Consider the following 24,539-nt stretch of genomic DNA (forward strand, 5'->3'; position numbering starts at 1 on the left):
CTATGTTGAAACTGAAATCACTCCTGCTTTTAATCGCTTGCTGCTGCTTGTTCTCGTGCAGTAAGCGTGATACCATGGACATCGTGGAGGATATCCCAGGGCTGGGAGGAGATACCTGGAAACCAGGTACGATCGATAAGTACCTGTACGACTCCCTCACCGCTCCGTTCAATGTGGCGGTGAAATACAAATGGGACCAGTTTGAATTTGAAGTCAACAAAACCCTGGTACCTCCAAAAGAAGATAAAATTATCCCGGTGGTAGAGGCGATCCGTAAAGTGTGGATCAGTACCTATATCGCGGAAGCAGATTCCCTCTTCTTCAAAAAATACTGTCCCAAATTCCTGATCCTATCTGGCAGCGCCAGTTGGAACGCTAACGGTACTATAACCCTTGGTACTGCGGAAGGCGGCAGAAAAGTAGTGCTCTATCTCATCAATGAATTCCGTACTAAAACAATGCCTGGCTATAAGCTATCTGATTCTGCCAATGTGAAACAGATGTTCCATGTCATTGAACATGAGTTCGGACATATCCTGCACCAGAATACCATGTACCCAGTGGATTTCAAGCGGGTAACAGCAGGTCTCTATACAGGTAACTGGAATAACATTTCTGATGCGGATGCCCATAGAGATGGGTTTATTACTGCTTATGCGATGTCGGGTTTTGACGATGATTTTGTGGAGATGATATCCATCATGCTGGTGGAAGGTAAAGCAGGCTTCGACAAAATAGTAAACACCATTCCAGCCGGCAATAGTATCAATGGTACTCCGCAGGCAACGGCCAAAGCTAGCCTGAGAGCGAAAGAAGCCATTGTGGTGAACTATTTCAATAAGGTATGGCATATCGATTTCTATAGTCTCCAGAACCGCACGCGGACTGAAATTGAAAAATTACTCTACTAAACTGACTGAGAATGAAAAAAATTATATACGGTTTATTGATCGGTATGGTGGCACTGGGGGCTTGCAGAAAAGATATTGATCCTGTATTCTCGGAGTCGCCCGATCAACGCCTGAAAGACACCCTGCAAATGTACCAGCGAGAACTCATGGGAGCTCCTTATGGCTGGGATCTGGTGGTATTCCCCAAATTAAATGGAGCTTTCAGTTTTTACCTGAAGTTCACGGACTCTAACCGGGTACAGATGTACTCCGATATGAGCACCGCTACCACCACTACCATGAAGGAGAGCAGTTGGCGCTTGAAAGCACTGCAACAGCCGAGTATCCTCTTTGATACTTATTCCTACTTGCATGAGCTCAGTGATCCAGATGGTAATGTAAATGGTGGCCCTAATGGGGTAGGACTCCAATCAGATTTTGAATTTGCCTTCGATGGAAAATCCGGCGACACCATTCGCCTCCGCGGACGCTTCAATCATACCTATGCCTACCTCGTGAAAGCCAAACAGGAAGAACAGGATGCCTATAATCAAGGTAAAGTGACGCGTACTATCAATAAGGTGCAGTCTATGTTGACCTTCTTCCAACGTTTGTCTACCGCGGAATCCAAGTACGATCTGCGAATGGACCCAGATTCACATAACATGCTGGTGGGTTTCATGGAGAACGGGAAATATAAACTAGTATCGAGCAGGTTCTATTACACACTGACAGGCGTGGTATTGAAGAATCCATATGACACCTTAAATCTACCTTTCTCTAAACTAGACAATGTGGTATGGAACAATGGTTCGATGACTTGTAATGTAGATGGCAAGCAAGCTACGATTACAGAAACCGCATTGCCCCTGCAAGTCGATAAAGGTGCGCCGATGCGTTGGTACAACCTAGCACTAGCGGATGGTTCCTATTGGCAGAGCTACAATGGCTTTCATGTCAATGGGGTAGAAGACGCCTATAATGTACATGCTACCTCCAGATTTTATTCTATCGGTTACTGGCCGCAATACCAGGAAGATGTAGACCTCTTGCCTTGGATTGTTGTCAATTCTGCTGGAACGGGTCTCACCTTCAACTACGGCGTTGGCTTCGATGGTCCACCAACGGTGGATGCCAGCGGCTTTATTCATTTCAATATCTATGGCCAGTTAGGAACTGCTCCATCTCCAACTACTGCTCCACTGAATACCGTGCGCAGGATGGGAGATGCAGATGGCTTCTATATGGTGCAACTGACGGACAGAATTTTTGCAATGGTAAGTGCAACAGACGGCAAGTCCTGGATTTTTTGGTATCGCTAATTGTATTGAGAATTCCCAAATAAACTGAAATGAAAAAATTAACAGTAACTCTCCTTACCAGTCTGTTGTTGCTGATAGCTTTCCGGCTATCAGCACAAACAGATATCCGTATCGGGAACGATTCTACCGGTAATTCCAGTACCGGTTATCCGTGCCCGATGCAGGATTATTATGAGGGGTCGAGAGCACAGTACCTGATTCGAGCATCGGAGCTACAAGCTGCCGGAATGGGACCAGGTATGATCGGCGGCGTTAAGTTCTTTGTAAAGAACCTCAACGCTACTGGTGTTGTGGAAGGGTATGCCATTAAAATGGGTACCACTTCCGTGACGACGCTGGATGCCAACAGTTGGCTAACGACCACCTATATCGGCAGAATTGCAGCCGATTACCAGCCTGTCAGCGGCTGGAACACCTTCACATTCCCTACAGGGTTCTTCTGGAACGGTACAGATAATATCGTACTGGAAGTCTGTAACGGACAGAATCCCATCCCAGATGGGGACTGGTATACCCATAACCCGGAAGTACCCTTCACTACTGGGCTTTCATTCAATGCTTCCCATACTTATCGGGTAGATAATACCTCCGATGTATGCGGCACTACGAGTACTTCCAATACAGGTGATATGACCACTAGGCCCAATATCACTTTTATCTGGACGCCCGCAGTGGCTTGTACCGGCACTCCTACAGCAGGTACGGCTACTGTGAATACGAATACCGTTTGTCTGAACCAAAAATTTAATCTCAGCGTTACTGGCGGTACGGTGGCTTCTGGATTGAAATACCAGTGGCAACGTTCAGCCGATAACGTTAGTTGGACAGATATCTTGAATGATACCACCGCGATGGTGACAGAAAGCCAGACCACCACTTCTTATTACAGATGTGTGGTAACCTGCGCTGCCACAGGGCTTTCCGGTACTTCCAATGGGGTACAGGTAACCAGCCCGGCTTTGGTGGGCGGTATGTACACAATCAACAAGAATGTTGCTACTGGCGGTACTAATTTTGCCTCTTTCAACGACGCTTATAATTTCCTGAAATGTGGGATTAATAACGCGGTTGTCTTCGATGTAGTGGCAGGCAGCGGTACCTATAATGAACAACTGGTCATTAATGCGGTTCCCGGTGCTTCCGCTACGAATACTATTACCTTTAACGGCCATGGCGATACATTGGCATTTGCCTGTACTTCCGCCAACAAAGCCATCATAAAACTTGATAATGCATCCTATTTTACTTTCAATGGTTTAGTATTAAAAACGGTCATCGGTACAGGTACTACCTACGGATGGGGAGTGCATATACTGAATGATGCGGATAAGAACAATATCACTAACTGTACTTTCGTATTGGATACGGTCAACACCGCTTCCAACTATGCAGGTATTGTTATCAGCACCTCTACATCTTCCCCAACTGGCACCGGCGATAATAGCTGCGATAGTATCAATATCATCGGTAATACCTTCATTGGGGGCTACTATGGCATTACTGTTATGGGAAGTTCCAATATCCCAAATATTGGTGTAACCATTCGTAATAATAAGATCACTGATTTTTATCAATATGGTATTTACTTCAGTGGTGCTTCGCTCCTGAATATAGAGGATAATATCATCAGCAGGCCGATAAGACGTAGTGTTACTACTTTCTACGGCGTCTACGGTACGAGCCTGAATACCAGGGTGAAAATTACCCGCAACCGGATTACGAATCCGTTTGGTGGTGCGCCCACTAGTACCAGTTCCTTCTATGGGGTTTATTTCTCTAGTGTGGGCGCATTTTCCGGCCTGGAAAATGAAGTCTCTAACAACCTGATTTATAATCTCACCGGTAACGGTAGCGTATATGGTATCTACAACAGCAGTTCCGACAATAACCGCTATTACCATAATACCCTCTCTATAGACGGCGCATCTACTACTAGTACTTCGTATAACCATTATGGTTATTACCAGTCCTCCAAAGTGGATGGCGTGGAGTTTTATAATAACCTCATCTCCCTCACCAGAACAGGTGGTGGAGCTAAATATGGCATTTACATCGGTACTGCCACCAGCACTGTACTGGCGAATAATAACAACTATTATAACCCAGGGACCTCTGGTACGAACTATGTAGGCTATTGGGGCGCGAATGCCGCTAAGCTGTCCGACTGGCAGACGCTCTCTCACCAAGATGCATCTGCTTATACGACCAATCCGCTGTTTACAGATCCAGCAAATGGTGATTATACACCTACTAATGCCTCTATCGATAATAAAGGAATGGCCTTGCCTGCTGTGCCTATCGATATCCTGAAGGCGGTGCGTAGTACAACCACTCCAGATATCGGCGCTTATGAGTTTACACCTCCTCCATGTACTTCACCACCTACGCCAGGTACAGCGAAAGTGGACGTTACGCCCGTTTGCGTAAATATGAAGGTCTCCTTGTCGCTTTCCGGCAATTCCATCGGTTTGGCGCAAACCTATCAATGGCAGTCATCTACAGATATCGCGGGTCCATATACTAACCTGGGTAACCCATTAACAAACCCAGATACTATTATAACGGCGGCGACTACACTGTATTACCGCGTAGCGGTTACCTGTAGTGGCAATACTGCCTACTCCGTACCTGTACTGCTTACAGTGAATCCGGCATTAGCGCCTGGTACATATTCTATCAACAAAACACAACCTGCCAGCTCTAATAACTTTGTTAGCTTCAATGCTGCCAAAGCAGCTATGGCTTGCGGTATCGCAGGTCCGGTAGTGTTCAATGTGGCACCAGGAACTGGTCCGTATAATGAACAGTTGATTTTGGATTCTATCCCAGGTACTTCTGTCGTAAATACCATCACCTTTAACGGTAACGGCAACACGATTGCCTTCACCGGTCAAACTACGGACGAACGCGCTACCATCAAACTACGTGGTACCGATTTCGTAACGATAGACAGTTTGGTGATTGATGCCCGTGGTACCAACTATGGATACGGCGTACACATGTGGAAAGATGCAGACAGCAATACAATTAGTCGCTGTGTGATTATCTCCGATTCTACCGCTACCAGCAGCAGCTATGCAGGTATCGTGATCAGCGGCGCTGACGCTAGTGCTACTACCAGCACCTATAATAGGTGTGATGGTATCCGCTTGATCAATAATACCATCCGTGGTGGTTACTATGGTATCATTAACTATGCGGAAAGCGCTAACTATAGCAATAATATTACCATTGCTGGTAATACCGTGAAGGAGTTTTATTCCGATGGTATCCGTGTCTACTATAACCGCAATATCACCATCGACGGCAATGATCTTTCCAGGCCAGGCCGTACTAGTGCGTCTTCTACCAATGGCATCAGTGTGGAAAGTTCTCAAAAGGTAACTGTTAGCAACAACAGGATACATAACCTGTATGATGCCATGGGAACCAACACTTCTACTACGTATGCACTCAGACTGTACTATTCAGATGGAGATGTAAACGCGCCTTCTAAAGTATTTAACAACGCGATTTATAATATCCGCGGTGGTACTACTTATGGTCTGTATAGTTATTACTCCAATTATGCGCAGTTCCTGCATAATACTGTTGTGTTGGACGATAATACAAATACTGCTAGCGTAACATCATACGGTTTCTATCATAGTGGAACTGTTACAGATGTATCGCTGTATAATAACATCTTCAAAGTAAGTAGATCAGGCACTGGATCCAGGTATGGATTGTATATGTCTACCGCCAATATGGTGAAATCTGACTACAACGATATCTTCGTGAAAAGCAGCGCTAATACTGCTTACACAGGGTATTCCACCACTACTTACGCTACTTTGGCCAACTGGCGCACTGGCGCAAAACTGGACAGCAATTCATTGGATATTGAGCCAGTGTTTGTGGATCAGTCTATCGGTAATCTCGAACCGGCTATCTCTCCACTAGATAATACCGGTAAACCAGTCGGTATTGTGGATGATATCCGCAAAGCGGTTCGTAGTACTACTACGCCAGATATTGGCGCTTGGGAATTTACTATCCCAGATTGTGTGAAACCGCCAGTACCAGGTACTTCCCTGATCACGCCTAATACGCCGATGTGTATGGGCAACTTCGTGAAGCTGGACCTGACAGGTAATAGTAGGGGAGGACACCAGACCTACCAATGGCAACGTAGCCTTGATGGTACAAGCAATTGGGAAGTTGCTAGTGATCCACAGTTTACCGCTGCCTTCAGTACTGCATTAACTGCTAAGAAATATTTCCGTTGTGTAATTGTATGCGGTGGTACTGATACAGCCTATTCTACTGTAGTAATGGCCAACCTGAATGATCCACTGTTGGCAGGAACTTATTCCATCGATCCTGCACAACCAGCAAGCACCCAAAACTTCCAGAGCTTCAGTGCTGCTGCCCTGAAATTGGAATGCGGTATCGCTGGTCCGGTTACATTCGAAGCAGTAGCAGGTACTTACAACGAACAAGTAACCATGCATAATATCCCTGGTGCTTCCGCTACGAATCGCGTCACCTTTACCAGCAAAACTGGTAACCCTGCGGATGTTATCTTAACTACTGCCGGCACCTCTACACTCAACTACGTGTTGATGTTGGATTCTGTGAGCTATGTAACCTGGAAAAACATCACGGTAAAACCTACCAGCACTACTTATGGTCGTGGTATCGTATTCGACCGCGGTCCAGGATACGACAGCATCACGAAAATGGTGATCGATATGCCTGCGGTGACTACCACCAGTACTAACGTGGCAGGTATATACGCGAATGGGGTATATGGTAATGCCAATACCCTCAGTGGTAACACCATCAAAAATGGTTCTTCGGGTATTTACTGGAATAACTCTTATTCTGTACTGGGCCAAAACCTGCGCATAGAAAAGAATATTATCAAAGGTTCCCGCGATAATGGTATCTACACTTACTACGTACGTAACCAGGTGATTGCGGAAAATACCCTCGAATTAACGGCTCCTATGGGTACCACGGGTTATGGTATCTACTGTGGTTATGCGGATTCTGCCCTGGTGCTGTCCCGCAACCTGGTAAATGCTACCGGTGTTACAACAACGGTGAATGGTATCTACCTGTACTACCCAAGTATGCAGGGTAAGAAAGCCGCTGTCACTGCGAATAAAATCACCATGCGTGGAAACTATGGCGATGTAACGGGTATCTACCTCTATGCAGGTCGTGTATGCAGTGTCATCAACAACGTTATCAACGTGCAGACGCTGGGCGCCAACTCATATGGTATGAACAGCATTTATTCCAGCACCACCAATATTTTCAATAATACAATTCTCAATAGCTCCAGAAGCGCTACCAATAACTATGCGGCTTACTTCTCCACTTCTTCCAGCGATGCAAATCTGAAGTTGAGAAATAACATCTTCGCACATGATAGCAGCGGAAGAGCTTTACTGGTGACCAATCCGGATTATATCAACAGTGATTACAATACGCTGTATACAAACGGTACTGTACTGGTGCGTCAGACGGCCGCTCCGGCAACTGATTACCCAACGCTACCTGCTTACCGCGCTGCCAAATCACAAGAGCAGAGCTCTATTGTCTATAAACCGGCCTTTATCAGCAATACAGATTTGCGTCCGGATATCAATAATCCGGCAGTATGGGCCATCCATGGCCGTGGCGTACAAGCAGTAGATAATCCGGTGGACATCAATGGAGATCCACGTCCGACGGTACTTACAGAAGGTGTACCGGATATGGGGGCTTATGAGTTCTATCCAGCGGTTATTCCACCAGTACTCCCAGCAACACCGGCTACTCCAGCTCCAGGTATTACGCAAACCTGGATGTTTGGTACCGACACGGTTACCAAAATTACCTGGAAACCTGGTGTGTCTATACCTACAGACCTCACGGTGCGCAGGTATTCCGGCGTGAAACCACCTAATGTTCCGAAGGATTCTACTTACATGTATTTCTATGTTGATGTGGATGCTAATCCATCTAGCAATCAATATGGATTTGATATCAAGCAATTCTATGTAGACTCCTGGCTGGGCTTCGTTCATGGCGAGAAAAATATTCGCCTGGCTATGACGGATACCACTAAAGCCTGGAGTACAGATACCCTCAGTAAAGTAGATCCAGTGGCTAATATCATCAGCGATACTAGTCTCCATTACCTGGATTACTTCACTGGTCTGGAAGCAGATGGTATCAATACCAAACAAATCATTGTCCCATCCGACAGCTCCAATAGGGGTACGAAATTCTGGGTGGCTTATGGTCACCACCAGTTCTTCACAGGTAGTAATACCCAGGAAATGGTACTGTACTTCAATGCGGAAGACTCCGCCAATGTACGTGTATACATCAACGGTACTTCATGGGAAAGAACCTACCGTGTGCCTGCAAATACAACCATCGTTTCCGACCTGATCCCGAAAATTGGCGCTAGTGATGCGCGTCTCATGGATGAAGGTATCTCCGACAGAGGTATCAGTATTGAAAGTGATGTGCCTATTGTGGCGTATGCGCATATCTACGGTAGCCTGTCTTCCGGCGCTACTATGCTATTGCCGGTAGGTACTTACGGGTACGACTATATGACGTTGCAGTCGAAACAGTATTATAGTTCCGACTGTTACTCTTGGCTCTATGTAATCGCCCATTATGATAATACCAAAGTAGAGATTACGCCTACTGTTCCGACTGTAGGGGGACGCCAGCCGAACGTGCCATTTACCGTTACTCTCCAAAAAGGTGAAGTGTACCAAGTGATGGGATCCATCATGTCTGGCTCACAAGGATATGACCTCTCGGGTAGCCATATCAGATCTGTGAAGAATGATAAAGATGAATGTTGGCCAGTGGCGGTGTTCTCCGGTAGCTCCCGTACTTCCCTGGATTGTGGCGGCGGACTGAGTGGCGGTGGTGATAATATGCTGCAGCAAAACTTCCCGTCTCAGGCTTGGGGTAAGAAATACCTGACCTCACCATTTGCTACCTATAATTCGGCAACTGCCACCCTAACGGGTATTTTCCGCGTGCTGGTGAAAGATCCTGCCACCGTAGTGAAAGTAAATAATGTGCGGTTGACGAACCTGATTGGTAATGCTTATTATGAATTTGAGAGCAGGACGCCAGATGTGATTGAGTCAGATCAACCAGTGATGGTAGCACACTATATGCCATCCGCGTTTAACTGTACCAGTACCAACTACAATGATGGAGACCCTGAGATGATTTACCTCAGCCCAGTAGAGCAAGGTATCAAAAAGGTCGGTTTCTATCGTACCAATAAGGAAGTGATTGGGGTGAACTATCTCAATGTGATTATTCCTACCAATGGCCTCAGTTCCCTACAGATCGACGGTAGTAACACGTTCGACTATACGTATCCGCATCCCAATGCGCCAGGATACTCTATCGTAGTGAAACGTTGGGGATCAACGCCAGGCGCTTCCAAAGCAAGTAGTGATTCTGCCTTCACCGCCTTCGTTTATGGAGAGGGTAGCCAGGAAAGCTATGGATACAACGCCGGTACATTAGTGAAGAATCTGAATATCCTCAATTCTTACACGAACGTCAATAATCCAGATACGTCCGTGTCTTCCAACACTTACACTTGTGCTAAGACACCGTTCCGCTTCTCTATGCTGATTCAAGTGAAACCGGTAGAGATCAAATGGAAACTCAGCGAAGTGGCTAATCTCACTCCGCATGCAGATGTGGTACAAACGAATCCGGTTCCAAAAGATTCCATCACTGTAAACGGAAGGGTATACTACCGTTATGTACTGGATGCTGACTACATTTTCAGCGCACCAGGCACCTACTACATACCTATTCGTATCACACATCCTGCCTTCGAAAGCTGTAACAGCACTTTTGAAAGCGTACTGACAGTGAAGGTAATTCCAGCGCCGGTAGTAACGATTACCACCACATACAACAACTGTATCAATGACCTGGCAACGTTTGTCGGCAATGCCACTACCAGCAACGGTGTGGGCATCGCGAAATGGAAATGGGAATTCAGCGATACCACTACTTCCAGTGCGAAGGATACTACCCGATACTTCCGTTCTGCAGGAACTAAACAGGTGAAACTGAGCATCGTGGCGAAGGAGGGTTGTATTGGCGATACGACCATAACAGTGGATGTATTTGATCCAACGCCAGTAGTGCTAGTACAGGATTCCATTATGACTTGCGAAGGCAACAGCGTTACCCTCCAAGTGAAAGATCCGAAACCTAACGCCCAGTACAATTGGTATGATGCTACTAGCGGCGGTAATCTCCTACACTCCGGTAACGACTATACGATTAATCCTGTGACCCAGAATGTGAACGTATACGTGGAAAGCTCCACACAAGGATGTGCCGGTAGTACCAGAACGAAAGGTGTAGTGAGAATGACGCCGAAACTGATCAAACCAGTACTGACAGTGGATACAATGGGCGTGCATACGATGCGCTTCAAATGGGCCGCAGTGCCTTATGCTACAGGATACTTGGTGTCTGTTGATGGTGGTAACACCTGGATTACACCGTCCAGTGGCAGCGAGGGACTGATACATGAACTGAAAGGCTTGCAGCCAAGTACCGAATATGGCCTCCTCGTGAAAGCGTTAGGATGTGCTGAACAGGTGTCTGACCCTGCAACTGGCAAAACATTACCAGACGGCATTTATATCCCGAACACCTTCACACCAAATAACGATGGAAAGAACGATGTGCTGTTTGTATATGGATACATCATCCGCGATATACATATGTCCATCTTCAACCAATGGGGTGAAAAAGTATTCGAATCGCTGAGCCAACAACAAGGATGGGATGGAACCTATAAGGGTAAGGCGTTGCCTTCAGGCGTATACATCTACGTATGCCGCGTTACCCTGGTAGATGGCACTGTAACAGAAAAGAAAGGCGTGATAAACCTGGTTCGATAACCGAAAAATAAACGGTAATGAAGAAGATGTTCTTTATCACAATTGCTGGTGTATTGCTGCATGTGGCTTCGGCCCATGCAGCAGCACACAGTTGCCGCCAGGGGATAGACAGCGTCCTGGAAAGAAACAGGATCCTAAAAGTATATCCGGTCCCGTTAGGCGCCCAATGTACCATTGAAGGTATTCGGTCTATGAAGCAACTGGCCCTGTATTCCATAGCAGGACAGTTGATCAAAACCTGGCAGGGCGGTGGAAAACGCGTGCTACTGACAGCCGCAGACCTCTCCAGTGGTACCTATTTGCTCCGCGTGTCTTTCGATGATGGCACCTGCGTGAGCAAATTAATTCTCAAGCAATAACCTGTCAACACTACTAACATGAAACAGATATACAACCTATTCAACCATACAAGTATCTCCATCAGGAGGTACTGCCTGGTGTCAGCGATGTTAGTGTTGCAGTTCGTGGCCATTAAAAGCACAGCCCAGAACCGTTCCAACAAGGGAAAGGAATTCTGGGTTGGCTACGGACTTCACCAATTTATGGAACCCGGACAGCCCAATAGCCAGGAAATGGTACTATACCTCAGTGCAGAAACAGCGGCTACTGTCACCGTATCTTATGGACCTACTTATTCCAAAACCTATAACATTCCTGCCAATACGGTGATCGCTACGGATCTGATCCAGAAGTCAGGAACCAATGATGCAAGGCTTTATTCTCCTCCTCCGGGGTTCGGAGGAACAGGAGGGGAAGGCGTCTTCACTAACAAAGCTATTCATATTGTCAGCAATGTGCCCATAGTGGCCTATGCGCATATCTATGGCTCCGCCTCTTCAGGAGCTACTATGCTCATGCCCACAGATACCTGGGGCTACTCTTATATCTCCTGCAATAGTCAACAATACTACGGCAATAACTGCTTCTCCTATATGTTTGTTATCGCCAAGGAAAATAATACGGTGATAGAAATCACACCGTCTGTACCTACCAGGAATGGCCGGACTGTAGGAGTACCGTTTACGGCTACACTACAAAAAGGAGAAATCTACCAAGTGGTAGGAAAACTCGACCCGGATAATAACAGCAGCAAAGGATTTGATTTGACGGGAACGACAGTGAAATCCATTGCCAATTCCAACGGCGAGTGTTATCCTGTTGCCGTATTCTCCGGTAGCAGCCGTACTTCCATTAACTGTGCTGGTTTGGGCGGTAGCGGTGATAATGCCCTCCAACAGATCTTTGGTTATGAAACCTGGGGTAAACGCTACCTCACGGCTCCCAATGCCATCGATAATGACCCTACTGGAAAACAGAATAATATTTATCGTATAGTGGTGAAAGACCCTAATACGAAGGTGAAAGTCAATGGTAACCTCCTGACGGTCAAGGCAGGTCCTTCCTACTATGAATATCAAAGTAGAACAGGCGACTATATTGAGGCAGATAAACCCGTGCTGGTAGCGCAGTATATGACCTCCGCCGGCAACTGCACCAATAATATGCAGTGGGGAGATCCAGAGCAAGTATACATCAGCCCCATTGAACAAGCGATCAAAAAGGTGGGCTTCTATCGGAATAATAAGGAGGATATTCGAGTGAACTACCTCACCTTGATTATCCCTACAGGCGGCCTTACCAGCCTGCGTATTGATGGCGCTAATACTTTCGACCATGTTTATGCTCATCCTAATCTGGCGGGCTATTCCATCGTGGTAAAAAGATGGGGAGCTATCGTAGGCCAGTCAACAGCCTCCAGTGATTCCGCATTTGTAGGTACCGTTTATGGAATGGGTCCTGTAGAAAGCTATGCCTATAACGCCGGTACGCTCGTTAACAACCTGAATGCCGTCGGATCTATCCATAACGAATACGATAATACAAAGACTACGAATGATTATACCTGTACAAATACGCCGGTAGAACTCTCTATCCTGATGGCTTACCAGCCAACTAAAATGGTGTGGAAACTGAGTGAGCTAGCCGGTTTCATCACACCTGCTACAGATGTGACGGTGATGAACCCTGTTAGCACGGGCACTATCATGGTAAAAGGAATTCCTTATTACAAGTATACCCTTCCTGGAACTTATCTATTCAATACAAAAGGAGAATATGATATCCCTGTATTAACCACCCATCCTAGCATTGAGAACTGTAACAATACGGAAAGAGTAGGTTATACCATCAGTGTGAAGGATATGCCGGATAAAAAATTCTCCATGGATTATTCTGGCTGTACACTGGATACCATCTATCTGAGAGGGGATACCCTGAACGTGTTGAACAAGCAACACCGCTGGTACTGGGAGTTTCCAGGAAATGTGAAAGATAGCGGCCAAACGGTGAAGAAAGTCTTGGCAACACTGGGTACTAATGCCGTGAAATTAACGGCTATTAGTGGAGAAGGATGCGTGGCGGATACCACTTTCGGTATCGGTGTAGTGCCTAAACCTGTGGCCAGCTTCACCAGCGATGTGACGGCATTATGTGCGGGTGGTAAAGTAGTGTTTGCCGACAACTCTACCTTCGGCGGCACGAAACCCATAGGGCAATGGTATTATGATTTCGGAAATGGCAATGTCCTGAAAGATAGCACTGGCACTCCTAGAACAGATAATTTCTCCACCGCAGGTACCACCGTTGTTAAACATGTTGTAAAGGTAAGTGAGGTTTGTATCAGCGATACGGTAAGTATTTCAATAGCTGTCAATGCCAATCCTACTGCTGGTTTTAGCTTACCTGCTGGCTGTATTGCTGCAGATGGTATCGTACAATTTACAGGTACACCCACCGTAACGGATAACAGCACTTTCACTACGCATGCATGGGATTTTGGAGACCCCGCGGCTACACCAGCCAATCCAAATACCGCTGCGGTGCAGAGTCCTGCGCATACTTACGGCACCGCTGGTAACTACACGATCAAATATTCCGTGACTACCAATAAAGGCTGTACGAAAGATTCAGTACTAAAAACAGTCTTTAAGTTCAAACCTAAATTGGCCTTCGCTGCTTTAACACCTGTATGTGAAAATGTAACAGGACCAGTGAAGGTAGACAAGGGCACTGTACTGAATGGCGTTGCTGGAACGGGCTACTATCGCGGCCCTGGAGTGGATGCTGCTGGTAATATGAACCCTGCTACTGCAGGTGCTGGTACGCATACGATCTGGTATGTATTTACCACCACCGATGCTTGTGCAGACTCTATTTCCACTACCATCATAGTGCATCCAAAACCAGCAGTCGGATTCACTGTGGCAGATGTTTGTCTGGGTCAACCAGTAACCATCTTCCCACAAGCAGATCCCACCTTGGTTTCCTGGTACTGGGATTTCGGTAACAAAACGAATGTGACATACACCAATGGCAATCGCTTTACGTTCAACTATACACAAGATAGCACGTGGAAAATAGCCCTCGTTACCCGCAGCGCACAAGGCTGTAGCAGCGATACGGTAAAACAACCGGTAACGGTACATCCATTGCCAGTAGCGGATTTCACCCTGCCGGTGAAAGTCTGCATGCCGGAAGGTACCGCCACCTTCACGAATAAATCCACTATCAAAGGTACGCAAGCCCTTACCTACGATTGGAATTTCGGCGAAGCCAATGCTACGTCTACCATTAAAGATCCTACCTATCATTATAACGGTTACGGACCTGTGAATATCAGCCTGACGGCTACTTCTACCGCTGGTTGCGCGAATACGGCTACCAAAGCGTTCAACGCCTTCTTTGCCCAGCCGGTAGCGGCTTTCAAAGTATCTCCGGATACGCTCTGCCAAGGAACAGATAATGTTTTCACCGATCAGAGTACAGATCCTACTGCCAATATCTTGGGCTGGACCTGGAACTTCGGCGATGGCACAACTTCTACAGACAGGAATCCCGTGAAGAAATACACCCAGCCAGGAGAGTATGGGGTGCAGTTACAAGTGGCGTCTGCCTCTGGTTGTGCATCTGCTCCATTCAACAGTATTGTGATGGTGTACTTGCAACCAGTGATTGATGCGGGTCCTTCCTTTGTGGTGCCACAAGGTACGCTGGTACAATTCCGCCCAACGGCGAATGACTCTGTGCATCTCCAATTCCGCTGGGAACCAGCGGGCGACTTCCCGAACCCGAATGTATTTGCGCCTCAAATAACCGCTATGAAAGATGGCGAGTACACCATGACAGCCATCGGAAAACATAACTGTACGGCTACGGATAAGATGACGGTGAAAGTATTGAAACCCGTACAACCGCCAACGGCCTTCTCTCCAAATGGAGATGGTATCAATGATACCTGGGTGATCAAAAACCTGGACGATTATCCAGGTGCTACGGTGGAAGTATTCAACCGCTATGGCGCCAGGGTATACAGAAGCCAGGGTTATGGCACACCGTGGGATGGGCGTTCCAATGGAGGCATATTACCGGTAGGAACCTATTACTACGTGATTAAGCTGAAGAACGGGTTCCCGCCACTCACCGGCTACGTGACAATTCTCAAATAACACTAACACTTAAATACTGCGTAAATGAGAAAGAACTTTGCTGCATTGCTCATGATGCTCATAGCCATTACCGCTGGCAAGCGGTTGATGGCGCAGACAGACCCTCACTTCTCCCAGTACTACGTATATCCGTCCTGGTTAAACCCGGCACTGACCGGCGCATTCGACGGAGACTACCGTATTGCGGCCATCTATCGTACCCAATGGGGGAATATCAGCCCTTTTAAAACGTATGGTATTGCGGCGGAAATACCCACTGCCAAAAGTATCAACTTCGGCGCCAGCGTGTTGAATCAAGCGGCTGGAGATGCCGGCTATAACTACACTACGGGCTACGTAAGCGCGGCTTACACAGGTGTGAAACTGGATGCCAGCCATTACCATCAGCTTACCTTCGGGCTGCAGATGGGATTCATCCAGCGTAAATTCGATCCTTCTAAATTCAGCTTTGGAGAACAGTGGAATCCTGTTACGGGCTATAATCCTACGAATCCTTATACAGATGGGGTTTCTCGGACTTCGGCGGCTTCTTTTGATGCCGGCGCCGGTGTACTGTACTATGATGGTACGCCCGGCAAGAAATACAATATCTATGGCGGTTTCTCGGTGATGCACCTGACCCGGCCAGCAGACCAGTTCAGCGCCTATGGCGATTCACGTATGCCCATGCGCGTTACTGCCCACGCTGGTATCAAATTGAATATAGACGACCGTTTTTCTGTAACGCCTAATATCCTCTATCTCCAACAGGGGCCTGCTTCTGAGAAAATGATCGGCGCATACGGACAGTACAATGCGGCGCTGGAAACGGATGTACTGCTAGGTCTAAACTATCGCTACAAGGATGCTTTTACGACGCATGCCGGCTTTCTCTACAAAAATATGATGCTGGGTGTCAGCTATGATATCAATACCTCTGATCTGTCCAAAATGGCTAGAGGCTCCAACAGCTTTGAGGTATCGCTGACGTTCATCGGCAGAAAGAAAGTAAGAACTCCGGGAGTGGATTTCGTTTGTCCAAGATTGTAATCATCCAAACTGTAAGCAACTCATGAAAAAAATAATGTTCACCACCGCTGCTGCACTGTTGATGGCGATGTCGTCCCAGGCACAGTTGGCCTATAATTACCTGCGGGCTGCGGACGAATACTACAAAAAGAACGATTATAATTCCGCCGCTACTTATTACGAAAAATACCTGGGCTCAAAGGGTAAACTGGTTCGTCAGGAATCCTATAAGCCCTATGTGGCCGTGTCTGCCTCTAAACAGCCAAAGGCAAAAGTTAGCAATGAAGAGGAGGCTACTTACCGACTCGCAGAAAGCTATCGCCTGCTGCATTATTACGATAAGGCTACGCCCTATTATGCCAGCGTAATGGAGTCTGCAAAGGAAAATTTTCCGCTAGCGGCTTACTACTACGGGGTTTCATTGCGTGCGCAAGGAAAATATGAATTGGCGGGACAAGTATTCCAACAATTCTTGGAGGGTTATAAAACAACAGATCAGTTCAGCGAATCAGCAAACAGAGAACTGCAGAATATCCGGTTTATCACGGGTGAATTAGCGCGTAAAGATCAGCATCTCTATAAAATCACCAAAGCCACGGCGGATTTGAATACCACCGGCGCTAGCTATGCGCCCCTGTGGCTGTCTCCGGGAACACTGGTGTTTACATCCACCCGCCCGAATGAAGCTGCCGGAGATCATAGTTATATCAACCGACTCTATACCGCAGATTATGAAGCAGGCAACGCTGCCAACATTCACCTGCTGACATTGGATCAACCAGCCGATGTACATCAAGGCAGTGCAGCGGTTTCACCGGATGGCAATCAGTTGTACATCACTCGTTGGCATATGGATCATGGCCGTAAAATCGCTGCTATCTGGATGGCCACCAAGTCCGGGAATACCTGGAGTACGCCAGTTTTATTGGATAGTGTGCTCAATGCGCCAGGCTATAATACCCAACAGCCTTTCGTTACGCCTGATGGAAAATACTTACTGTTCAGTAGCGACAGGCCAGGGGGCCAAGGGGCCTTCGATCTCTGGTATGCCACCCTCGACGCCAATGGTAAACCCATACAGGTGGCAAATCTGGGAGAAACCATCAATACAGCAGGTAATGAGCAAGCGCCATTTTACCATGGCACTACCGGCACGCTGGTGTTTTCCACGGATGGCCGTACCGGCATGGGAGGCTATGATTTCTTTGCTGCCCGTGGTACTGTTGATCATTGGAAGACGCCAGTCAATATGGGTGCTCCTGTCAACTCTGTGAAAGATGATATCTACTTCACCAGTCGTAGTAACAACCGCAACTTGCTAGATGATGTGCTACTCGGCACCGATAGGGACGCGGCCTGCTGCCTAGAATTATTCTATCTGCATAAAGATCGTGCACCAAGACAACTGAACGGTACCGTCGTTTCCTGCGATGGAGGCACGCCAGTAGTGGGCGCTATCGTAACGATCACCGATCCTGGCCGCAATGAAGTGATTAAAACGCTGACCACCGGTACGGATGGTAAATATGCATTCACCATTCCTGAATACATGCCGCTGAAGTTGGAAGCTAACGCTGGCGGATACACGAAAGGAGATGCCCAACTGGGTTTGCCACAAGATCTAGATGCTGACGCAGACGACGCTCCGGCGATCTGCATCACGCCCATCGTAGCGCCGCCAGTAGCTACTACCATCGATAACGTGTACTACGATTTCGATCAGGCCACCTTACAACCTGCTTCTTACACATCGTTGGACAAGCTTGTGGCGATGTTGAATGCACATCCATCTATGGAAATAGAACTGGGTGCCCATACAGACAGCAAAGGTGCTCATAAGCATAACCAGCGCCTGTCTGAAGCCCGTGCTAAGAGTGTAGTGGAATATCTCATCAGCAAAGGAATTGATCAATCGCGCCTCACCTGGAAAGGCTTTGGAGCTTCGCAACCAGTAGCACCGAATACGAACCCTGATGGCAGCGATAATCCGGAAGGTCGTCAGTTGAACAGGCGAACCACCTTCACGGTGCTGAAGCAATAACCGTTCACCTAAAACACTAGTGACATGAAAAAGATTGTGTTGATGGGTATGCTGATCGTCAGCATGCATTTGGGTTACGGACAACAGTTGCCGCATTATACCCAGTATATCATGAATCCTTTTATCATCAATCCTGCTATCGCGGGTATTGAGAACTACTGGGATCTGCGACTGAGCCATCGGCATCAGTGGACAGGCATCAACGGTTCGCCGGTGACTACCTATTTCACCCTCCATGGTCCCTTGCATAAATCTGATTTTGCAGGGGAGGCTTCGCCGACAGGCTTTAATCCGGAAGGAGAGAATCCCCGTGGGCGCGGCTACTGGCAGGAGTACACCACCCCGCCTGCGCATCCGGGAGTAGGACTGACCATCCTCAATGATAAAGCAGGACCTATAAACCGCTTTTCCATCACCGGTGCTTATGCGCATCATATTAACCTGTCGCCCCGCACCAGTATTAGCGCAGGGATCGGACTAGGTATGCAGCAGGTGTCGTTGGATACGCGCAAAGTGGAATTCCTGGACCCGAATGATCCCGTGCTGGGAGGAAGTGCAGGTATTCTGAACCGCTGGCGTCCGGATGTAAGTCTGGGCCTATGGCTCTATTCCGCCAATTTCTTTGCCGGTGCATCGGCACAGAATATTATTCCGCAAAAGTTGGGGTTTGATAATGGCAAGGTGGTGGGAGCGTCTGCTTACCAAGGTAAGTTGATTCCCCACCTCTTCCTAACCACTGGCTATCGGTTATGGCTAAACGACGATTTGAATGTCATGCCATCGGTCATGGTGAAAATGATCACTGCCGCCCCTATAAGTTTCGACGTAAATGCCCGGTTCATGTACCGCGACCGCCTGTGGATGGGAGCTTCCTATCGCATCAACGACGGTGTAGCGGGTATGTTCGGGGTAAATATCAGCTCCCTTATCAATATTGGCTATTCCTATGATTACTCCGCATCCGCGCTGAATGTGGTGAGCAAAGGCTCTCATGAAATCATGATCGGTATACTCCTCGGTAATAAATACGGAGATACCTGTCCGCGGAATGTGTGGTAGTCTCACTAAAAAAATTAATCAACCAAACAATAACAAACAAAAAAACAAAGTTCGATTATGAAACAAATCAAACGCTTTGCGTCCTATGCGCTGCTACTGACTGCTGCTGTAATGTTTATGGTTTCCTGTAGCAAAAATGGGGACCCAGGCCCTGCTGGTGCTGCTGGTGCTAAAGGAGATCCGGGCGCAAATGGTGCGCAAGGTCCTGCTGGTCCTGCCGGCCCTAAAGGGGATACCGGTGTTGCCAACGTCATCTATTCCGCATGGCTGGATGTGGCCTATCAACCTGAGACCGATACCCTTGCTACCGGAAAGATTGATACTGTGGGTTGGTTTGCAGGTATTCCTGCGGCAAAACTGACGGCTGCTATGATTGGCAAATGTGATGTGAAAGTATATATGAACTTTCAGACGGCCGCTAATCCTGTAGTGATGCCATTGCCTTACTATGGCTCTTTCCAGGTAAGTTATTATTTACAACCAGGCTATATAGTGCTGAATTCTGATGTAAGAGCCAGTACCGTAACTTACCAGGGAAATAAATATTACCAGGTGCGTTACATCCTTATTCCAGGTGGCGTTAATGCCCGTGGTGCGATTGACTGGAATAACTATGACAAGGTGAAAGCCTGGTTAAACATTGTGGACTAAACAACAAATAACATCTTAGAAACGGCGGTCCCTCTGTCCAGAGGGACCAACATTCCCTCAACATATTTTTTTGAAATTAAAGTATGAAAATAAGGTATGCAGAAATTCAATCATCTTTCGGATCAGGAGTTAGTCCGATTGTATCTTGATGGCAACAACCCAGCCTTCACTGCACTGGTGTACCGGCATAAGGACAGAATCTTTACCACTATCGTATTGCTCGTGCGCGATAAAGCACTGGCAGAAGATTTCTTTCAGGAGGTATTCATAAAAATTGTCAATGCCCTGAAAGCAGGACAGTATACGGATAATAACCGGTTTTGCCCTTGGGTCATGCGGATTGCCCATAACTTTTGTATCAGCCATTTTAGAAAGGCTGAAACACGCAACAACATCTTTACTGCGTTTAATGATGCTATTGGCGATAGTATGCATGATACGGAATTCAGCCCGGAACATCGGCTGATCACCGGCGAACGCTACCGGGAAATAGAAGATATGCTGGACCGACTGCCAGCCGCCCAGCGGGAAGCGCTCATCCTGCGGTATTATGCAGGACTGAACTACCGTGAAATGGCCCAGACGGTGGGCATTAGTATTAATACAGCGTTAGGGCGTGTACGTTATGCCCTGATGAATATAAGGCGCCAAATGGCGGCCGCGGAAACAACTATGTGTTGAGATCAAAATACTTGAAACAAGGAGCCCATGGTATAGATACAGGGCCAAGTGGCTACTTTGCTGTTCTGGCCCTGTAATGATGGCGCTACATGCGCGTTTCCACGCTAGCAAATTTGGTTTTTACCTTCAGGAAACGCTTCTCATACAATTCATAAGAAGCATAGGCTACCACGCAGGTAGTCGTTATACAGAGCAATGGATAACAGATTTCATAGAGCCAGACTGCCTTTTCCGGCCCATGTATCTTCATTAAAAATATTAATATCAATTGTGCAACCGGCTGATGTAACAAGTACAAACCGTAGGAAATTTTCCCCAGTGTTTTCAATATCGGATATTCCAAATGCAAAATGCTATTGTCTGCAACCGCCATCAGCATAATATATCCGAATAATACGGCATGAATAAAATGGTCATAACAGTAACGGGTCAACGCAGGTATATGAATGATTTGGAAGACGACCAGTATGGCTAGCAGCAGTACCGCCACCTGGATCTGTGGCCGAAGTATACGTTGTAAGAATCCTTCATATTGCTGCCTGTTAAACAGGACATAGGCGGCAAACATCCCCATGCCAAATAATTCCAGTTTGTCGAATAACAGGAGATAATTGACACTCAATAACTGCTCGGGCTTCACTGGCAATACCATCGGTAATACTAGGCATAAGGTTTTACAAAGAAATCCCGTTCCCAACATGAGGAAGAACAGGGTTTTCAGCCGATTACGGAATGTTTTCAACAACAACGGCCATACCAAGTAAAACTGCTCCTCAATACAAACCGACCAGGTAATTTCCAAGATGCCCCTGTTATAAGGGAAAAAGGCCAGTTGAATATTTACCGCAAATAGCAAGAGGAAAATCAGGTTGGTAAATATGGTAGCCATATCTGTATTGGCGTCCATCCCCAGCATGCGGAACACGAAAGGGGAGGCGAGGGTCAGCAAAACGCCGTAGGCCAGGTATAGTGGCCATATGCGCAATACCCTCCGAATATAGAAGTTACGGAAGTTAATAGTGCCAGTTACCTGTTGCTCCTTCAGCAAGAGATAACTGATCAGGAATCCACTGAGCACAAAAAACAGGTTCACACCCGCCCGACCGCCGTCTTCCAACAAATAATTCAAGATCGGCCAGGAATCCACTTTATCAATGCGCTTGAAAAATTGAATATGATGCAGCATTACCAATAGGGCTGCTATAAATCGGATGGCATCCAGGTTCTTAAAATATACTTTCATCAGGGCAACATTGCAGTATAGGGAAATTGCGATATTAGATTGGCGCTGAAGATACATAAAAATTTATTAATCACCCTGAACTTCAGCCAGCCGCAGGCCCCGCGCGCAGCGCGGAACCCCACAAAATGACATCTTCGATGTCATTTTCAAAACAACAAACTTCGTCTTCCCACATCCGCACCGCACCTGCCGCAGGCAGCTAAAAAGAAAAAGCCATTAAAAAAATAGCAATCCAGCCCAATATTTGCGGATAAAACCCGTTTACAGCATATCAACTTTATCTTAAGAAACTTGTTAAGTTGAAAATCCAATCCCCATTCTGAATCAATAATTTAGGCGTAGAGGTATGAAAGTATATTTCCGTTTATTATCGTTTGCCAGGCCACTTCTAAAATATGCATTGCCGTATCTGCTGTTTACCATTCTCGGCGTGATTTTCAGTACCCTCAATCTGGCCCTGCTGGCCCCTTTGCTGTCTACCCTTTTTCAGCAGGCCGCCAAACAGCCCCCTCCTGTGAAGCCAGAACACTATATCGATATCTTTAAAAATTTTCAATATTATTCCTGGTATATCAACGATCATTACGGCGTAACCAAAACCTTACAAATGGTTTGCCTGGTGATTATTGCTTCTGTTTTCCTCAGCAATATCTTCCGCTACCTGGCAGACCGCACCATGGAAAACCTCCGTATCCATACGCTGCTCAATCTCCGCAAAGCGGTATTCGACAATGTAATGGATCTACATATCGGCTATTTCAATAATGAACGTAAAGGGGATATCATCACCAAAATATCCACCGATGTGCAGGCTGTCCAGTATTCCGTAACCGGTACCCTCCAGGTGCTGTTCAAAGAGCCACTGACGCTGATTGCCTATCTGATCATGCTGTTCGTAATTTCGTATAAACTGACACTGGTCACCATGTTAGTGATTCCTGTGGCAGGACTCCTCATCTCCCGGCTGGTCAAAAAACTGAAACAGCAAGCATCGGCATCGTATATGTCCTATGCCATCATGATTAGCTACCTAGAAGAAGCGCTATCAGGCATTCGGGTGATCAAAGCCTTTAACGCGGCAGGTTTCATCAAAAAACGTTTCAACGATGAAAATATCCACTATTCAAAAATCCTGAAGTCTATGAGTCGCCGGCAACAACTGGCATCACCGGTATCGGAGTTCTTGGGGGTATTGATGGTGGCGGGTATTGTGTTGTACGGTGGTTCCCTCGTCACCAATAACAGCGGGGAGCTCTCTGCGGAAAACTTCATTGCCTATATCGTGATCTTTTCGCAGGTAATGCGCCCGGCGAAAGCCATTTCTGAAGCATTTAGCAATATTCATAACGGGCTCGCTGCCGGGGAGCGGGTACTCTCGCTCATTGATGAAAAACCGCAACTACAGGATATCCCCAACGCTAAGGAACTGACTGGCTTTGAAGCGGAAATCCGTTTTGATAATGTCACTTTTTGTTATCATGATACGGCGGTGGTGAAGAATGTATCCTTCTCTATTCCCAAAGGACAGACAGTGGCCCTGGTAGGGCCTTCTGGCGCTGGTAAATCTACGATCATGGATTTGATACCTCGATTTATCCAACCCCGTTCAGGGAAAATTACCATTGATGGTACGGATATCCATGATGTGCAAGCACACTCCCTCCGTGCTTTGATGGGCATTGTTGGCCAAGACTCTGTCTTGTTCAATGATACGATCTTTAACAATATTGCCTTTGGCAAACAAGGGGTCACACAGGAACAAGTGGAACACGCCGCCCGCATTGCGAATGCGCATGATTTCATCAGTGCTACAATGAATGGTTATCAAACAAATATCGGCGATAAGGGGATCAAGCTCTCTGGTGGCCAACGCCAACGTATCTGTATTGCCCGCGCAGTGCTGAATAATCCGCCGCTCATGCTGCTAGATGAGGCTACATCGGCCCTCGATACGGAGTCTGAAAAACTAGTGCAAGAGGCGCTGAACAATCTCATGCAATTCCGCACATCCCTGGTGATTGCGCACCGCTTAAGTACGATCCAGAATGCAGATCTCATCCTGGTGATGGACAATGGCTGCATTGTAGAACAGGGCACCCACCTGGAACTGCTGGCACAGAACGGGGTATACCGCCGCCTCATTGATATGCAGTCATTTACGATGGCCATGCCTGTTACGGAATAAAAATTT

General features: G+C 46.9%; 12 protein-coding genes. 11 read left to right on the forward strand and 1 reads right to left on the reverse strand.

The genetic code is table 11. The annotated features are described in order from the left end of the window. Positions 1-2: 2 nt before the first annotated feature. The 10 genes from JO154_RS10470 to JO154_RS10515 all read left to right on the forward strand — a co-directional run bounded on the left by JO154_RS10470 (position 3) and on the right by JO154_RS10515 (position 21,105). Positions 3-911: a putative zinc-binding metallopeptidase gene (locus JO154_RS10470; protein WP_291944844.1), complete on the forward strand. Its 909-nt coding sequence runs from the start codon at positions 3-5 to the stop codon at positions 909-911. A gap of 11 nt (positions 912-922) precedes the next feature. Beyond that, a complete protein-coding gene (locus JO154_RS10475; RefSeq protein WP_291944848.1) occupies positions 923-2,212 on the forward strand; it encodes a DUF4302 domain-containing protein in 1,290 nt (429 codons plus the stop codon). Positions 2,213-2,241: 29 nt separating this feature from the next. Then, the gene (locus tag JO154_RS10480) at positions 2,242-11,160 is read left to right on the forward strand and encodes a gliding motility-associated C-terminal domain-containing protein (protein ID WP_291944849.1); all 8,919 of its coding nucleotides are present in this window, start codon (positions 2,242-2,244) and stop codon (positions 11,158-11,160) included. Between the two features lie 17 nt (positions 11,161-11,177). Further along, positions 11,178-11,519 carry a T9SS type A sorting domain-containing protein gene (locus tag JO154_RS10485; RefSeq protein ID WP_291944853.1) on the forward strand — a complete coding sequence of 114 codons (342 nt, stop codon included), beginning with the start codon at positions 11,178-11,180 and terminating at the stop codon, positions 11,517-11,519. 18 nt (positions 11,520-11,537) lie between these two features. Further along, positions 11,538-15,665, forward strand: a complete 4,128-nt coding sequence (locus JO154_RS10490) for a PKD domain-containing protein (RefSeq protein ID WP_291944855.1) — start codon at positions 11,538-11,540, stop codon at positions 15,663-15,665. A gap of 24 nt (positions 15,666-15,689) precedes the next feature. Continuing rightward, positions 15,690-16,694, forward strand: coding sequence for a PorP/SprF family type IX secretion system membrane protein (locus JO154_RS10495; RefSeq protein WP_291944857.1), 1,005 nt, complete (start codon positions 15,690-15,692; stop codon positions 16,692-16,694). A gap of 22 nt (positions 16,695-16,716) precedes the next feature. Beyond that, complete coding sequence (locus tag JO154_RS10500; protein WP_291944860.1) at positions 16,717-18,714, forward strand: OmpA family protein; 1,998 nt, start codon at positions 16,717-16,719, stop codon at positions 18,712-18,714. Between the two features lie 24 nt (positions 18,715-18,738). Next, positions 18,739-19,773 (forward strand): type IX secretion system membrane protein PorP/SprF, encoded by a 1,035-nt coding sequence (locus tag JO154_RS10505; RefSeq protein ID WP_291944863.1) that lies wholly within the window; start codon positions 18,739-18,741, stop codon positions 19,771-19,773. Between the two features lie 57 nt (positions 19,774-19,830). Continuing rightward, on the forward strand, positions 19,831-20,424 hold the full coding sequence (locus tag JO154_RS10510; protein ID WP_291944866.1) for a hypothetical protein: 594 nt from the start codon (positions 19,831-19,833) through the stop codon (positions 20,422-20,424). Between the two features lie 96 nt (positions 20,425-20,520). Then, positions 20,521-21,105 (forward strand): sigma-70 family RNA polymerase sigma factor, encoded by a 585-nt coding sequence (locus tag JO154_RS10515; protein WP_291944869.1) that lies wholly within the window; start codon positions 20,521-20,523, stop codon positions 21,103-21,105. Between the two features lie 85 nt (positions 21,106-21,190). Here JO154_RS10515 and JO154_RS10520 read toward each other — a convergent pair whose 3' ends face one another. Next, positions 21,191-22,348 carry an acyltransferase gene (locus JO154_RS10520; RefSeq protein ID WP_291944872.1) on the reverse strand — a complete coding sequence of 386 codons (1,158 nt, stop codon included), beginning with the start codon at positions 22,346-22,348 and terminating at the stop codon, positions 21,191-21,193. A 346-nt stretch (positions 22,349-22,694) separates the two neighbouring features. On the opposite strand from JO154_RS10520, the gene JO154_RS10525 reads away from it, so the two are divergent. Beyond that, entirely contained in the window at positions 22,695-24,533 is a 1,839-nt protein-coding gene (locus JO154_RS10525) for an ABC transporter ATP-binding protein (protein WP_291944874.1), read from the forward strand. Positions 24,534-24,539: the final 6 nt, after the last annotated feature.

The organism is Chitinophaga sp. (assembly GCF_019236475.1).
GTDB lineage: Bacteria > Bacteroidota > Bacteroidia > Chitinophagales > Chitinophagaceae > Chitinophaga.

Coding starts and splice junctions, on each gene's coding strand:
- JO154_RS10470 (WP_291944844.1), top strand. CDS start 3: ATGTTGAAACTGAAATCACTCCTGCTTTTAATCGCTTGCTGCTGCTTG.
- JO154_RS10475 (WP_291944848.1), top strand. CDS start 923: ATGAAAAAAATTATATACGGTTTATTGATCGGTATGGTGGCACTGGGG.
- JO154_RS10480 (WP_291944849.1), top strand. CDS start 2,242: ATGAAAAAATTAACAGTAACTCTCCTTACCAGTCTGTTGTTGCTGATA.
- JO154_RS10485 (WP_291944853.1), top strand. CDS start 11,178: ATGAAGAAGATGTTCTTTATCACAATTGCTGGTGTATTGCTGCATGTG.
- JO154_RS10490 (WP_291944855.1), top strand. CDS start 11,538: ATGAAACAGATATACAACCTATTCAACCATACAAGTATCTCCATCAGG.
- JO154_RS10495 (WP_291944857.1), top strand. CDS start 15,690: ATGAGAAAGAACTTTGCTGCATTGCTCATGATGCTCATAGCCATTACC.
- JO154_RS10500 (WP_291944860.1), top strand. CDS start 16,717: ATGAAAAAAATAATGTTCACCACCGCTGCTGCACTGTTGATGGCGATG.
- JO154_RS10505 (WP_291944863.1), top strand. CDS start 18,739: ATGAAAAAGATTGTGTTGATGGGTATGCTGATCGTCAGCATGCATTTG.
- JO154_RS10510 (WP_291944866.1), top strand. CDS start 19,831: ATGAAACAAATCAAACGCTTTGCGTCCTATGCGCTGCTACTGACTGCT.
- JO154_RS10515 (WP_291944869.1), top strand. CDS start 20,521: ATGCAGAAATTCAATCATCTTTCGGATCAGGAGTTAGTCCGATTGTAT.
- JO154_RS10520 (WP_291944872.1), bottom strand. CDS start 22,348: ATGAAAGTATATTTTAAGAACCTGGATGCCATCCGATTTATAGCAGCC.
- JO154_RS10525 (WP_291944874.1), top strand. CDS start 22,695: ATGAAAGTATATTTCCGTTTATTATCGTTTGCCAGGCCACTTCTAAAA.